This is a genomic window from Mycobacterium ostraviense, assembly GCF_002705925.1.
Taxonomy (GTDB): Bacteria; Actinomycetota; Actinomycetes; order Mycobacteriales; family Mycobacteriaceae; genus Mycobacterium; species Mycobacterium ostraviense.
This window is the reverse complement of sequence record NZ_NKRE01000001.1, coordinates 1,284,274-1,298,680: the sequence shown is the minus strand read 5'-3', so window position 1 is coordinate 1,298,680 and position 14,407 is coordinate 1,284,274. Positions and strand designations below refer to the sequence as shown.

Annotated in this window: 13 protein-coding genes; 12 read left to right on the top strand and 1 reads right to left on the bottom strand. The window is 67.1% G+C overall.

Features of this window, described 5'->3' with window-relative positions; all coding sequences use genetic code 11:
- Window positions 1-73 precede the first annotated feature (73 nt).
- On the bottom strand, window positions 74-1,153 hold the full coding sequence (locus tag CDN38_RS05700) for an iron-siderophore ABC transporter substrate-binding protein (protein ID WP_099319334.1): 1,080 nt from the start codon (window positions 1,151-1,153) through the stop codon (window positions 74-76).
- A gap of 194 nt (window positions 1,154-1,347) precedes the next feature.
- Between CDN38_RS05700 and ctaD the strand changes: the two genes are divergently transcribed.
- The 12 genes from ctaD (at window position 1,348) to CDN38_RS05640 (ending at window position 14,381) form a co-directional block, all read left to right on the top strand.
- Complete coding sequence (gene ctaD / locus CDN38_RS05695; RefSeq protein ID WP_075509463.1) at window positions 1,348-3,093, top strand: aa3-type cytochrome oxidase subunit I; 1,746 nt, start codon at window positions 1,348-1,350, stop codon at window positions 3,091-3,093.
- 25 nt (window positions 3,094-3,118) lie between these two features.
- Window positions 3,119-4,354, top strand: coding sequence for a phosphoserine phosphatase SerB (serB, locus tag CDN38_RS05690; RefSeq protein WP_075509434.1), 1,236 nt, complete (start codon window positions 3,119-3,121; stop codon window positions 4,352-4,354).
- A 111-nt stretch (window positions 4,355-4,465) separates the two neighbouring features.
- Entirely contained in the window at window positions 4,466-4,813 is a 348-nt protein-coding gene (locus CDN38_RS05685; protein WP_075509464.1) for an ArsR/SmtB family transcription factor, read from the top strand.
- An 8-nt stretch (window positions 4,814-4,821) separates the two neighbouring features.
- The gene (locus CDN38_RS05680; protein WP_075509435.1) at window positions 4,822-5,301 is read left to right on the top strand and encodes an NADH-quinone oxidoreductase subunit B family protein; all 480 of its coding nucleotides are present in this window, start codon (window positions 4,822-4,824) and stop codon (window positions 5,299-5,301) included.
- Window positions 5,298-7,274: a proton-conducting transporter transmembrane domain-containing protein gene (locus tag CDN38_RS05675; protein WP_099318845.1), complete on the top strand. Its 1,977-nt coding sequence runs from the start codon at window positions 5,298-5,300 to the stop codon at window positions 7,272-7,274. The genes CDN38_RS05680 and CDN38_RS05675 overlap by 4 nt, the downstream gene beginning before the upstream one ends.
- Window positions 7,271-8,230 carry a respiratory chain complex I subunit 1 family protein gene (locus CDN38_RS05670; protein ID WP_075509437.1) on the top strand — a complete coding sequence of 320 codons (960 nt, stop codon included), beginning with the start codon at window positions 7,271-7,273 and terminating at the stop codon, window positions 8,228-8,230. The genes CDN38_RS05675 and CDN38_RS05670 overlap by 4 nt, the downstream gene beginning before the upstream one ends.
- A gap of 4 nt (window positions 8,231-8,234) precedes the next feature.
- Complete coding sequence (locus CDN38_RS05665; protein ID WP_075509438.1) at window positions 8,235-8,894, top strand: hypothetical protein; 660 nt, start codon at window positions 8,235-8,237, stop codon at window positions 8,892-8,894.
- Window positions 8,894-10,360, top strand: coding sequence for a proton-conducting transporter transmembrane domain-containing protein (locus CDN38_RS05660; protein ID WP_099318844.1), 1,467 nt, complete (start codon window positions 8,894-8,896; stop codon window positions 10,358-10,360). Before CDN38_RS05665 ends, CDN38_RS05660 begins: the two co-directional genes overlap by 1 nt.
- Window positions 10,360-11,844 carry a hydrogenase large subunit gene (locus CDN38_RS05655; RefSeq protein ID WP_075509440.1) on the top strand — a complete coding sequence of 495 codons (1,485 nt, stop codon included), beginning with the start codon at window positions 10,360-10,362 and terminating at the stop codon, window positions 11,842-11,844. The genes CDN38_RS05660 and CDN38_RS05655 overlap by 1 nt, the downstream gene beginning before the upstream one ends.
- A gap of 112 nt (window positions 11,845-11,956) precedes the next feature.
- Window positions 11,957-12,817, top strand: coding sequence for an ABC transporter ATP-binding protein (locus CDN38_RS05650; protein ID WP_099318843.1), 861 nt, complete (start codon window positions 11,957-11,959; stop codon window positions 12,815-12,817).
- Window positions 12,814-13,650 carry an NUDIX hydrolase gene (locus tag CDN38_RS05645; protein WP_099318842.1) on the top strand — a complete coding sequence of 279 codons (837 nt, stop codon included), beginning with the start codon at window positions 12,814-12,816 and terminating at the stop codon, window positions 13,648-13,650. Before CDN38_RS05650 ends, CDN38_RS05645 begins: the two co-directional genes overlap by 4 nt.
- Window positions 13,647-14,381, top strand: a complete 735-nt coding sequence (locus CDN38_RS05640) for an enoyl-CoA hydratase (protein WP_099319333.1) — start codon at window positions 13,647-13,649, stop codon at window positions 14,379-14,381. The genes CDN38_RS05645 and CDN38_RS05640 overlap by 4 nt, the downstream gene beginning before the upstream one ends.
- The last annotated feature ends 26 nt before the right edge of the window (window positions 14,382-14,407 follow it).

Here is a 14,407-nt window from a genome sequence, read left to right as displayed (position 1 = left end):
GGCCGTCAAAAGCTTAGCTAAGTTAAGGTTTTCGGGCCAGGTGACGGCGATCACGTCCAGCGGGTGAGCAGCTTCAGTTGATCGGGGCGTTGATCCAGCGCAGGTCGTCGACGATGCCACGGGCGGCCACCAGGCCCTCGCCCGTCTGCCATATCTCGTCGTTGACGACGAAGACCCGGTTGTCGCGATTGGCGGACAGTTTGCGCCAGGAGTCGCTATCGAGGATGGTCCACGCACGTTCGGTGGCCTTCGGCGACGCACACGAGACGTAGACGATGTCGCCGTCGGCAGCCGAGAAGTCCGTCCCCCTGGCCAGGTCGGCGTCGGTGGCGCCGATCTCGAGGTAAGGCTTGTCGGTGAACCGCTGTGCCGCCGGCCGGTCCACTCCGACCGCGCTCAACACGCTGGCCGGAAAGTTGCGCGCGCCGTATACCCGCATCGTGTTGGCGGTCAGCTGGACGATCGACGCCTGGAAGTGAGTCGCGTCATGCTTGGCTCCGACGTCCCGAGCCCGCTGGGTGAACGCGCTGAGCAGCGCCTCCACCGCGGCGCCGCGGGCCGTGGCAGCCCCGACGCCGCGCAGGTTGTCCTCCCAGGCGGCGCCCGGCGCTGCCGTGAACACCGTCGGCGCGATAGCCGCCAGCTGCGGGTACAAGGCCGGTGTCACCGATACCGAGCCCAAAATCAGGTCCGGCCGGGCCGCGGCGATGGCTCGCAGATCCGGGGAATTGCGGGTCCCTACCCCGGGCAGGTCGTGCACCGTCTTGCCCAAATAGGACGGCTGACTCGAGGAGCCGTCCGGCAACGCGGCACCGACCACCCGGGACTGCAGCCCCAGCGCACACAGCGCGTCGAGCTGGTCGCCGGAGAGCACCACGATGCGCTGCGGCTCGGCGGGAACCTGGGCCACGTCCGGGTTCACGCCGGCGGCGTTGTGGGCTTGCCGGGTCGGTGGCCCGGGATCGGCCGCGGCTGCGTCCCGCGCACACGACTCGTCGGGTTTTCGGGCGTTTCCCAGCACCCCGGCGCCCGCGATCTGGGTCGTGGGTGTGACCATCGATCGCGTCGCCGTGGTGGGGGGCTGATCGGCGCCGCAACCGGGGCACGTCGCAACCAGCGCCGCCAACGATGCAGCGGCCAGACCCCCTCGCACCGCGCCGAATTGCACGCGTCCGACGTTAACACCCGGCGACGCGGGACCGGTCTGCCCAAGCGCCTGCGACGCACCCGGACACCGATTACGACAGTTTGTAGGACCAGGCCTGACCGCTGCCCCGTGGCGGGCTAAGATTCCTGTCAAAGTGAGGTATTAAGACCCTATCCGCGCCGGGATTCTTGGAGGAGCAGTTGACTGCCGAAGCGCCGCCCTTGGGAGAGCTCGAGGCCATCCGTCCGTATCCGGCCCGCACCGGTCCCAAAGGGAACCTGGTCTACAAGCTGGTCACCACCACCGATCACAAGCTGATCGGCATCATGTACTGCGTCGCCTGCTTCGTCTTCTTCTTCATCGGCGGCCTGCTGGCGCTGCTGATGCGTACCGAGTTGGCGGTGCCCGGTCTGCAGTTCCTGTCCAACGAGCAATTCAACCAGCTGTTCACCATGCACGGCACGATCATGCTGCTGTTCTATGCCACCCCGATCGTGTTCGGCTTCGCCAATTTGGTCCTGCCGCTGCAGATCGGCGCGCCCGACGTGGCATTCCCGCGGCTGAACGCCCTGTCGTTCTGGTTGTTCGTGTTCGGCGCCACGATCGCGATGGCCGGTTTCATCACACCCGGCGGGGCGGCCGACTTCGGCTGGACTGCCTACACCCCATTGAGTGACGCCGTCCACTCACCCGGTGCCGGCGGCAACCTGTGGATCCTGGGCTTGGGGGTAGCCGGTCTGGGCACCATCCTGGGTGCGGTCAACATGATCACCACGGTGGTCTGCATGCGCGCACCGGGAATGACGATGTTCCGGATGCCGATCTTCACCTGGAACATCCTGGTGACGTCCATATTGGTGCTGATCGTGTTCCCGCTGCTCACCGCGGCGCTGTTCGGACTGGCCGCCGACCGTCACCTGGGGGCGCACGTCTACGACGCGGCCAACGGCGGAGTCATGTTGTGGCAGCACCTGTTCTGGTTCTTCGGCCATCCCGAGGTGTACATCATCGCGCTGCCGTTCTTCGGAATCGTGAGCGAAATCTTCCCGGTGTTTTCCCGTAAGCCGATCTTCGGCTATACCACGCTGATCTACGCGACACTCTCGATCGCCGGGTTGTCGGTGGCGGTGTGGGCGCATCACATGTTCGTCACCGGAGCCGTGCTGCTGCCCTTCTTCTCCTTCATGACGTATCTGATCGCGGTGCCGACCGGGATCAAATTCTTCAACTGGATCGGCACCATGTGGAAGGGGCAGCTGACCTTCGAGACGCCGATGCTGTTCTCCGTCGGCTTCGCGGTCACCTTCCTGGCCGGCGGTCTGACCGGAGTGCTGCTGGCCAGCCCGCCGCTGGACTTCCACGTCAGCGACACCTATTTCGTGGTCGCGCACTTCCACTACGTGCTGTTCGGCACCATCGTGTTCTCCACCTTTGCCGGTATCTACTTCTGGTTCCCGAAGATGACCGGGCGGCTGCTCGACGAGCGGCTGGGCAAGCTGCACTTCTGGTTGACGTTCATCGGGTTCCACACCACATTCCTGGTACAACACTGGCTTGGTGACATGGGCATGCCGCGCCGTTACGCCGATTACCTGTCCACCGACGGGTTCACCAGCCTGAACATCGTTTCGACGATCGGGGCTTTCATCCTGGGCGCGTCGATGTTCCCGTTCGTCTGGAACGTCTTCAAGAGCTGGCGATACGGCGAGGTCGTCACCGTCGACGACCCATGGGGATACGGCAACTCGCTGGAGTGGGCGACCAGCTGCCCGCCGCCCCGGCACAACTTCACCGAGCTGCCCCGTATCCGCTCGGAGCGTCCGGCGTTCGAGTTGCACTACCCGCACATGGTGGAACGGCTTCGCGCCGAAGCCCATGTCGGTCGCTCCCACGGCCCGGAGAGCGGTGACGTCACCAGAGCAGACGACGTCAGCGTCCGTAGCTGATGGGCGGCACCGGCGGCCGGGACGGGTGACCACCTCGCCCAAAGTGTCGGTGCTGATCACGGTCACCGGCCACGATCAGCCCGGTGTGACATCTGCGCTTTTCGAGGTCCTGGCCAAGCACGGTGTTGAGCTGCTCAACGTCGAACAGGTGGTGATCCGCGGCCGGCTCACCCTGGGTGTGCTCGTTTCCTGCGCATCGGAAGTCGCCGACAATGCGGCGTTGCGCGGCGACGTCGAAGCCGCCATCCACCGGGTAGGCCTGGATGTGACGGTCGAGCGCAGCGACGACGTGCCGATCATCCGGGAACCGTCGACCCACGTGATCTTCGTCCTCGGCCGCCCGGTCACCGCCGGCGCGTTCGGTGCGGTGGCCCGGGAAGTGGCCGCACTGGGCGTCAACATCGACTTCATCCGCGGCATCTCCGACTATCCGGTCACCGGGCTGGAGTTGCGGGTCTCGGTGCCGCCCGGAGCCTATGGCCCGCTGCAGAGTGCCCTGACGAGGGTGGCCGCCGAAGAGAGTGTCGACGTGGCGGTCGAGGACTACGGGCTGGCCTGGCGCACCAAGCGGCTCATCGTCTTCGACGTCGATTCGACGCTGGTCCAGGGCGAGGTCATCGAGATGCTGGCGGCCCGCGCCGGTGCCGAGGGAGCGGTGGCCGCGATCACCGAGGCCGCCATGCACGGTGAGCTGGATTTCGCGGAGTCGCTGCAGCAGCGGGTCGCCACGTTGGCCGGATTGCCGGCTTCGGTGATCGACGATATCGGCGCGCAGCTGCAGCTGATGCCCGGTGCGCGGACTACGCTGCGCACGTTGCAGCGGCTGGGTTTTCGCTGCGGCGTGGTCTCCGGCGGCTTCCGGCGGATCATTGAGCCACTGGCCAGGGAGCTGAACCTGGACTTCATGGCGGCCAACGAGCTGGAGATCATTGACGGAATACTCACCGGCCGGGTGGTCGGCCCCATCGTCGATCGACCGGGCAAGGCCACCGCGCTTCGTGACTTCGCCGAACGGTTCGGCGTGCCGATGGAGCAGACCGTCGCCGTCGGCGACGGCGCCAACGACATCGACATGCTGGCCGCCGCCGGGCTGGGCATTGCGTTCAACGCCAAACCCGCGCTGCGGGAGGTGGCCGACGCCTCGTTGAGTCACCCCTACCTGGACACAGTGCTGTTTCTGCTGGGTGTGACCCGCGGTGAGATCGAAGCCGCCGACGCGCTCGACGGCGTGCTGCGCCGCGTCGACATCCCAGAGGACTGATCCCCATAAGTGAGCGCCGGGGAGCGGTGCTGCGCGACAACTGATAAAATTTTCAATTGCTAAATTGACAGATATCTGAGTTACGGATTTTTTTAGTTGATGGGAAGCCAGGTGTCGGAGCCGCTGTACAAGCTGAAGGCCGAGTTCTTCAAGACGCTGGGACATCCGGCCCGGGTCAGGATTTTGGAACTGCTTTCCGAACGAGACCACGCCGTGGCAGAGCTGTTGCTCGAAGTGGGTCTGGAGTCGTCCAACCTGTCTCAGCAGCTGGGCGTGCTGCGCCGGGCGGGGGTGGTGACAGCACGCAAGGATGGCAACACGGTCATCTACTCCATCACCTCACCGCTGATCGCTGAACTGATGGCCGTGGCTCGCCGGGTGTTGACCGGGATGCTCAGCGGCCAAGTCGCGATGCTGGAAGACCTGCGAGCGGGTGGCCCGGCGGTGGACCGGCAGTAGGTCCGGGCATGGGTTGGATCGGCAGAATCATGCGACTCGGCCGCGTGGCCGAAAACGCGGGACCGGTGCCTGAGCCGACCGTCGGCCTACCAGCCGGGGTACGCGGTTCCTTGCAAGTGCGCCATGTCGACGCGGGCTCGTGCAACGGCTGCGAGGTGGAAATCTCCGGGGCCTTCGGGCCGGTCTATGACGCCGAGCGATTTGGCGCCCGGCTGGTGGCTTCGCCGCGCCATGCCGATGCGCTGCTCGTCACCGGGGTAGTGACGCGGAATATGGCCCAGCCGCTGCGGAACACCCTGGCGGCGACGCCGGCACCACGTCTGGTCATCGCCTGCGGTGACTGCGCGCTCGACCGCGGTGTGTTCAGCGAGGCGTATGGCGTGGTCGGTGCCGTCGGTGAGGTCATCCCGGTCGACGTCGAGATCCCGGGATGTCCACCCTCGCCCGACCAGGTGGTCGCGGCCCTGCGGTCGGTGACCCGCAGGTGACTGCAACTTTCGCGGATGCACCACCGGAACACTCGGTTACGGTGCGCCGCAACACGGTAGGTGCCTTCACGGCGGGTGCCGTAACGATCGGACTCGGTGTATCGGGGATTGCGTTGGGGCTTACTGGCGTGTTCGGTGCGCTGCCACGAGCTCGGGTCGACTGGCTGGTGCCGATGATCGGTGTCGACCTGGACGTGAGCCGGTTGGGCGCATTCTTCATGGCGCTGACGGGTGCGGTAGCCGTCGTCGTCGGCATTTACAGCATCGGATACACACGGCGGGAACAGTTGGGCACCGTCGCGCTCACGACCGTGCCGGTATTCGTCGGTGCGATGCTGCTCGTTCCGGCCGCGGGTTCGGTGACCACGTTCCTCCTGGCGTGGGAGTTGATGGCGCTCAGTTCGCTCATCCTGCTGGTGACCGATCATCGTCGCAGCGAAGTCCGCTCCGCCGCACAGTATTACGCGGTGATGACCCAGCTGGGCTTCGTCGCGATCCTGCTGGCCCTGGTGGTGCTGGCGGCAGCAGCCGGAACTGATCGGTTCGCCGACATGGCCGGGATTCCGGACGGAGTACGCACCGCCGTATTCGTGCTGACGCTGTTGGGTTTCGGCTCCAAAGCCGGCCTGCTGCCGCTGCATGCCTGGCTGCCGAGAGCGCACCCGGAAGCGCCCAGTCCCGCATCGGCATTGATGAGCGCCGCCATGGTCAACCTTGGCATCTACGGTCTGATCCGCGTCGATTTGCAGATCCTCGGGCCCGGCCCGAGGTGGTGGGGCGTGGCCCTGCTGGCGGTCGGTGCCGGCACCGCGTTGTACGGGGTGCTGCAGGCCTCGGTGGCCGCCGATCTCAAACGGCTGCTTGGGTTTTCGACGATCGAAAACATGGGACTGGTCACCCTTGCGCTCGGGGCGGCCACGCTGTTGTCGGCGACCGGGGCCGCCGCGGCGGCCGTGATCGCGATGACCGCGGCGTTGTTGCACCTGGCCGCCCACGCCGCATTCAAGAGTCTCGGGTTCTTGGCGGCCGGATCGGTGCTGCTGACAACTGGACTGCGCGACCTCGACAAGTTGGGCGGTCTGGCTCGGAAAATGCCTTACACCACAACCTTTTTCGGCATCGCCGCGTTGGGCGCCTCAGGGCTGCCGTTGGGCGCCGGATTCGTCAGTGAATGGCTGCTGGTGCAATCGCTGATCCACGCGCGGCCCGAGCACAACACCGTCGTGGGGTTGGTGACCCCGCTGGGCGTCGGCGCGGTGGCGCTGACCACCGGCTTGGGTGTGGCCGCGATGGTGAAGGCGTTCGGCACCGGATTTTTGGCCAGGCCGCGTTCGGAGGCCGCGGGTCGCGCGCGCGAGGCGTCGCCCAGCATGCTCGCCGGTATGGCAGTCGCCGCGATCGGCTGTGTCGTGGTAGCCGTGGCGCCGTTCGTCGTCACCGACACCCTGCAGTCGGTGCTCGACACCCTGCCCGCATCCCGGTACGCCGATCTCACCGGGCTGGGTCCGATGCTGCGGCTGCCCGGTATGGACGGCTCGATCGCGCCGGGCCTGCTGGCCGTGGCCCTGGCCCTCGCCGTGCTGATTGTGCTGGCCCTGTCCCGCTGGGGCTCACGTCACCGCCCGGACTCCGTGAGGTCGCCGTTGTGGGCCTGCGGCGCCGACGAACTCAGCTCGCGCATGGAATACACGGCGACGTCGTTCGCCCAACCACTGCAGCGGGTCTTCGACGACGTGTTGCGGCCCGACACCGGCATCGAGGTGACTCACCTGGAACACACCCGCTATCACGTGGAAAAGATCGCCTACCGTGCCGAGGTGTCCGATGCCATCGAGGATCACGTCTACGCGCCGGTCTTGCGGACCGTCGCATGGTGCGCACAAGCCATCCGGTCCGCGCACAACGGAAGCGTGCACCTCTACCTCGGCTACGGAGCGCTTGGAGTCCTGATCGTCTTGATGGTCGCACGATGAATACTCTTTCCGCGGTTGCCGGCGCAGCGCAGATCGGTGCAGTCATGACCGGCGCACCACTGGTCGTGGGGCTGATGCGTCAAGTCCGGGCCCGATCCGAGGGGCGCTGCGGCGCAGGTGTTTTGCAGCCCTGGCGGGATCTGCGCAAGCAGTTGCGCAAACAGCAGGTCACCCCGGACGGCACCACCGTGGTGTTCGCAGCGGCACCGGTGGTGGTCGCGGCCACCACATTGCTGATAGCCGCGATTGCACCGCTGGCCGCGACCGGCTCGCCGCTGGATCCGGTCGCCGATCTCTTCGTGGTCGTGGGCCTGTTGTTCATCGGCACCGTCGCATTGACGTTGGCGGGAATCGACACCGGTACCTCGTTCGGCGGTATGGGCGCCAGCCGGGAGATCACCATCGCGGCCCTGGTGGAACCGACCATTCTGGTTGCCGTCTTCGCGCTGTCGATCCCCGCCGGCTCGGCCAACCTCGGCGCCATCGTCGCGTTCACCCTCGAGAATCCCGCGGTAGTGGTGTCGCTGGCCGGAATTCTGGCGTTCGTGGCCCTGGTGATCGTCGTCATCGCCGAAACCGGACGCCTCCCGGTGGACAATCCCGCCACCCACCTGGAACTGACCATGGTGCACGAGGCGATGGTGCTCGAATATGCGGGACCAAAGCTTGCGCTGGTGGAGTGGGCCAGCGGCATGCGACTCACCGTGCTGCTGGCCCTGCTGGCCAACCTCTTTTTCCCGTGGGGAATCGCGGGCGACAGGCCGAGTTTGATCGGCGTGGCGATAGGCGTCGCGGCGGTCGGCATCAAGGTCGCCGTGGCCGCGGCCGTCCTGGCCGGCGCGGAGGTCTTCATCGCCAAGCTACGACTATTCCGGGTGCCCGAACTGCTCGCCGGCTCGTTCCTGTTGGCCCTGTTGGCTGTGACATCGGCCAACTTCTTTACGGCCCAGGCGTGATGGCATGACCGAGCTCAACTATTCGGGCGTGCTGGACCTCGCGCCGGGTGGGCTGATACTGACGGCGGTGCTGATCGTATGGCGGCGTGACCTGCACTCCATCGTGCGGCTGCTGGCGGCTCAAGGCGTTGCCCTGGCTTCGATTCCGATGATTGTCGGTGGCCATTCCCATGACTGGGACCTGGTCGGGGTCGGGGTCGCGCTGCTCGTGCTGCGCGGGGCGGTGCTGCCGGCGCTGCTGGCGCGTGCGCTCGGCGCCGACGATGCGCCGCGCGAGGCGACGCCGCTGATCAACACCACTGCGTCGCTACTGATCGCGGCGGGCCTGACGGCGGTCGCGCTGGCAGTCGCTCGACCTGTGGTGGCCCTGGACCCCGATGCGGCGGTCAGCACCGCCCCGGCAGGCCTGGCGGTGGTGCTGATCGCCTTGTTCGTGATGGTGACCCGCCGGCACGCCATCTCCCAGGCCGCCGGATTTCTGATGCTGGACAACGGGATTGTGGCTACGACATTTTTGCTGACCGCCGGGGTGCCGCTGATCGTCGAATTGGGCGCGTCGTTGGATGTGCTGTTCGCGCTGATCGTGCTCGGCGTGTTGACCGGACGACTGCGCCGGATGTTCGGCGGCACCGATCTGGACCGGCTGCAGAGATTGCGAGACTGATGACTGTTCTGATGCTGGTGCCGATACTCGCGCCGCTGATCGCGGCCGTCGTCGCGATGACCGGCGGTTGGCGCCGGTGGACGGCAGCACTGACCGTGTTGTCTGCGGTGGCCGTGCTCGCCTCGGGCGTGGCGCTTGGTGTACAGACGGCAGCCCGACCGCGGGTGGTGCTGGCCGGATTGCTGCGCGTCGATGCGCTGTCGGTGACCATGCTCATCATCATCGGCGTGGTCGGCACCTTGGCGACCTGGGCAAGCATCGGATACCTCGACTCAGAACTCGAGCGCGGTCACACCGACCTCCGTGACGCGCGGCGGTACGGTGCGCTGACCCCGGCGTTCCTATCGGCGATGGCGGTCGCCGTGTGCGCCAACAACATTGGTGTGATCTGGGTCGCAGTGGAAGCCACCACCGTGATCACCGCCTTCCTGGTCGGACACCGTCGTACCCGCACCGCATTGGAGGCCACCTGGAAGTACGTCATGATCTGCTCGGTCGGTATCGCCGTGGCGTTTCTCGGCACCGTCCTGCTGTATTTCGCCGCCCAGCATGCCGGCGCCGCCGGCGCGACGGCGCTGGATCTGGATGTCGTGGCGGCCCACGCCGCCCACCTCGACCCGGCCGTTACCCGGCTGGCCGGCGGGCTGCTGCTGATCGGATACGGCGCCAAAGCCGGGCTGGTCCCGTTTCACGGATGGCTGGCCGACGCGCACAGCCAGGCGCCAGCACCGGTGTCGGCGCTGATGAGCGGAGTGCTGCTCTCGGTGGCTTTTTCGGTACTGATCCGGCTGCGGCCGATCATCGACGCCGCGGTAGGGCCCGGTTTCCTGCGCACCGGACTCCTGACGGCTGGCCTCGCCACAGTCCTGATTGCAGCGTTATTACTCACCGTCACAACGGATCTCAAGCGGATGCTGGCATACTCATCGATGGAGAACATGGGGCTCATCGCGATCGCGGCGGCCGCGGGCACCAAGCTGGCGATCGCGGCCTTGCTGCTGCATGTGCTTGCGCACGGCATCGGCAAGACGGTGCTGTTCTTGGCCGGCGGACAGTTGCAGGCCGCGCACGACTCGACGGCGATCGGCGACATCACCGCGGTGCTGTCGCGGTCCCGGTTGGTCGGGTGGTCGTTCGTCGTCGGCATCGTTGTCTTACTTGGGTTGCCGCCTTTCGCCATGTTCGCCAGCGAAGTGTCGATCGCTCGATCGCTCGCCAATGCCGGGCTGTCCTGGGTGCTCGGCGTAGCGCTGCTGTTGATGGTGGTAGCTTTTGCCGCTTTGGCGGGCAACGCTCAGCGGATCCTGCTCGGGGTGCCGAGCGCCGGAGCGCCGCGAATCGCCGTGCCCGCCACGGTGGCTTCCGCGCTGGCGACCGGCGTCATGGCATCGATCGCGCTGGGTGTTACGGCGGGCCCGCTCGCCGGGTTGTTCAATGCGGCCGCCGGCCAGTTCGGGGCGGGTTGATGGAACGAAACATGGTGCGGCGAAAGGTATCCGGTGACGAGCTCGCCCCGGCGGTGAGCGAGTTGCTGGCGGCCGGCTATCGTCTGGCCCTGGTGGCCGCACATGACGACGGCGACATCCTGAGGATCGTCTACCTGCTGCTGGCGGGACAGCCGGACCGCCGCATGGAGCTAACCTTGACCACCGACGCGGCAACTCCGTCGGTTCCGTCCCTGGCGCATCTGTCGATCCCCGCGGGTCGCTTCGAGCGGGAAATGATGGACCTGTACGGGGTTGTGCCGCAAGGGCATCCGCAGCCGCGGCGGCTGGTGCGGCATGGGCACTGGCCCCAGCAGTGGTATCCGATGCGCCGTAACGCCGGTCAGCCGCCGCCGTTTCCGGCCGCCGGCCGGTTTCCGTTCCTCACTGTCGACGGGCCGGGCGTCTACGAAATACCGGTCGGGCCGGTGCACGCCGGCCTGATCGAGCCGGGGCATTTCCGGTTCTCGGTCATCGGCGAATCGGTGTTGCGGCTCAAGGCTCGATTGTGGTTCGTGCATCGCGGTATCGAAAAACTCTTCGAGGGTCGAACAGCACTGGGCGCCATGGGGTCGGTCGAACTTGCCGAGCGGATCAGCGGTGACAGCGCGGCTGCCCACTCCCTGGCGTACTGCCTGGCCGTCGAGGACGCAGTGGGATTCGACGCGCCCGAGCCGGTGCACCGGCTGCGGGCCCTGCTGGTCGAACTGGAACGGCTCTACAATCACGTCACCGATTTGGGTGCCTTGGCCAACGACGTCGGCTTTGGCTTGGCCAACGCCCATGCCCAGCACGTTCGCGAACGCCTGTTGCGGATCAACCGCAGGGTCACCGGACATCGCCTGCTGCGTGGCGCGATCCGGCCCGGCGGCGTGGTGCTGCAACAGCTTCCGGAACCTGACGAATTGCGGGTGCTGGCCCGCGAGGTCGCCGAAATCAGCGAGCTCACACTGCGCAACACGGTGATCTATGACCGGTTCGCCGATACCGCTGTGCTGACGCGTGACGACGCGCATGCCGTCGGGTGTCTCGGGTATGTCGCCCGGGCCAGCGGCATCGCCACCGATTCGCGCCTCGATCACCCCACCACCACACTGCCGGTCACCGCGGTACCCGGCACCGGCGGTGACGTCCTGGCCCGCTACACAATTCGGCGTGACGAATTCGCCGCATCGGTCGCGCTGGTCTGCACGCTGATCGAGGATCACCGCGGCCCGTTGCGGTCCAACACGCCATTGACGGCCACAGTCGGTAACTCCGGGGTGGGGATTGTCGAAGGGTGGCGCGGCACAGTGGTACACCGGGTGGAAGTCGACGAGGCGGGGCGGATCACCCGATGCAAGATCGTCGACCCTTCGTGGTTCAACTGGCCCGCGTTGCCGGTCGCCATGGCCGACACGATCGTCCCGGACTTTCCGCTTGCCAACAAGAGCTTCAACCTCTCCTATGCGGGCAACGATCTCTAGCTGCCGAGCAGTCTGGCCGAGCAGACATAGAATCGCACGAAATCAGCGATTTCGATGCGATTCCGCGACTGCTCGCCGGGCAGGGCGACCCGACAGCTACCGCACGAGGGCGGTGCGGCACGATTGGCGGGTGCCCGAATCCGGCCCCGAGGCAGCCTATCCAGACCTGTTGGTCGACTTCAGGAATGTCTCGCTGCGCCGCAACGGGCGCACCCTGGTGGGGCCGCTGGATTGGGCCGTCGAACTCGATGAACGCTGGGTGATCATCGGCCCCAACGGGGCCGGCAAGACGTCGCTGCTGCGCATCGCCGCGGCAGCCGAGCACCCGTCGAGCGGGGTCGCGTTCGTGCTCGGTGAACGGCTCGGCCGAGTCGATGTGTCGGAGCTGCGCGCCCGGATCGGGCTGAGCTCGTCGGCCCTGGCGCAGCGGGTGCCCACCGACGAAGTGGTGCGCGATCTCGTCGTCTCGGCCGGATACGCCGTGTTCGGGCGGTGGCGGGAGCGCTACGAGGACCTCGACTACCGGCGTGCCGTCGACATGCTCGAAAGCCTGGGTGCCGAACACCTTGCCGATCGCACCTACGGCACGCTGTCAGAAGGCGAGCGCAAGCGGGTGCTGATCGCCCGTGCCCTGATGACAGATCCGGAGCTGCTGCTGCTCGACGAACCCGCCGCGGGCCTGGACTTGGGCGGCCGCGAGGAGTTGGTGGCGCGGCTGGCCGACCTGGCCGCGGACCCGGACGCGCCCGCGCTGGTGCTGGTCACCCACCACGTGGAGGAAGTCCCGCCCGGGTTCAGCCACTGCCTGTTGCTGGCCGAGGGCCAGGTCGTCGCGTCCGGCCTGGTGCCCGACGTGTTGAACGCCGAAAACCTGTCCTCCGCGTTCGGTCAGCAGATCGCCGTGGACGTCGTCGACGGGCGATACTTCGCCCGGCGGGTCCGCACCCGCCCAGCCCATCGGAGGCAGCCATGAACTCACCTTCGGAGCAGGTGCCCCTGGTACCAAGGCCCGCAGCGACCGTGATGCTGGTCCGCGACGCCGAGCCCGGTTCCGGGGCCGGCTTGTCCGTTTTCCTGATGCGGCGGCACTCCGCCATGGATTTCGCGGCCGGGGTGATGGTGTTTCCCGGCGGCGGCGTCGACGACCGGGACCGCAATGCCGATATCGCGTGGGCCGGCCCGCCGCCGCTGTGGTGGGCGCAGCGCTTCGGCATCGAACCCGGCCTTGCCGAGGCGTTGGTGTGCGCCGCGGCCCGCGAAACTTTCGAGGAATCGGGGGTGCTGTTCGCCGGACCGGCCGACGACCCGGACAGCATCGTGCGCGACGCCTCCGTGTACGGCGAGTACCGCGCGGCCCTGACCGATCGCACGCTGTCCTTCGGCGACTTCCTGGGCCGCGAAGATCTGGTGCTGCGCTCCGACCTGCTGCGGCCCTGGGCGAACTGGGTCACCCCAGAGGCCGAGCTCACCCGTCGTTACGACACCTATTTCTTTGTCGGAGCGCTGCCGGAAGGGCAGCGTGCCGACGGTGAGAACACCGAGTCCGACCGGGCCGACTGGACGCGGCCCCAAGACGCCATCGATGACTTCGCCGCCGGGCGAAACATCCTGCTGCCGCCCACCTGGACCCAACTCGATGCGTTGGCAGGCCGCACGGTCGCCGACGTGTTGGCCGTGGAGCGCACGATCGTGCCGGTGCAACCCAACCTCGCATTGCACGGGAACAACTGGGAGATCGAGTTCTTCGATTCCGACCGCTACAACCAGGCGCGACGCTCCGGCGGATTCACCGCGTGGCCGCTGTGAGGGAGTTCGTCGGCGTCGTCGCCACCGAGGGACTGGCCACGTTGGTGGTGTCGCGACCGCCGACCAACGCGATGACCCGCCAGGTGTACCGGGAAATTATCGGCGCGGCAGACGATTTGGGCCGCCGCGATGACGTCGCAGCCGTGATCCTGTTCGGCGGCCACGAGATCTTCTCCGCCGGCGACGACATGCCCGAAATGCGGACACTGACCGCTGCGGAAGCCGATACCGCCGCGCGGGCACGGCGCCAGGCCATCGACGCCGTGGCCGCGATCCCGAAGCCGACGGTGGCCGCGATCACCGGATACGCGCTGGGCGCCGGTCTCACCCTGGCGCTGGCCGCCGACTGGCGGGTCAGTGGCGACAACGTGAAGTTCGGGGCGACGGAGATTTTGGCCGGACTGATCCCCGGCGGCGGCGGAATGGCGCGCCTGACCCAGGTGACCGGTCCCAGCAGGGCCAAGGAGCTGGTGTTCAGCGGACGTTTCTTCGACGCCGAAGAGGCCTTGGCGCTGGGGCTGATCGACGACATGGTGGCGCCCGACGACGTCTACGACGCCGCCGTCGGGTGGGCGCGTCGCTTCGTCGACGGCCCGCCGCTGGCGCTGGCCGCCGCCAAGGCCGTCATCAACGACGTCCTCGAACTGGAACCGGCCCAGCGAGCCGCTGCCGAGCGGCGTCGTTACGTCGAGGTGTTCGCTGAAAGGCACGGGCCTGGGCGGCGCGGGTAACCGGCAGGGTCGTTAGGCTTCCCTGT

Coding starts and splice junctions, on each gene's coding strand:
- CDN38_RS05680 (WP_075509435.1), top strand. CDS start 4,822: ATGGGTTGGATCGGCAGAATCATGCGACTCGGCCGCGTGGCCGAAAAC.
- CDN38_RS05670 (WP_075509437.1), top strand. CDS start 7,271: ATGAATACTCTTTCCGCGGTTGCCGGCGCAGCGCAGATCGGTGCAGTC.
- CDN38_RS05665 (WP_075509438.1), top strand. CDS start 8,235: ATGACCGAGCTCAACTATTCGGGCGTGCTGGACCTCGCGCCGGGTGGG.
- CDN38_RS05660 (WP_099318844.1), top strand. CDS start 8,894: ATGACTGTTCTGATGCTGGTGCCGATACTCGCGCCGCTGATCGCGGCC.
- CDN38_RS05655 (WP_075509440.1), top strand. CDS start 10,360: ATGGAACGAAACATGGTGCGGCGAAAGGTATCCGGTGACGAGCTCGCC.
- CDN38_RS05645 (WP_099318842.1), top strand. CDS start 12,814: ATGAACTCACCTTCGGAGCAGGTGCCCCTGGTACCAAGGCCCGCAGCG.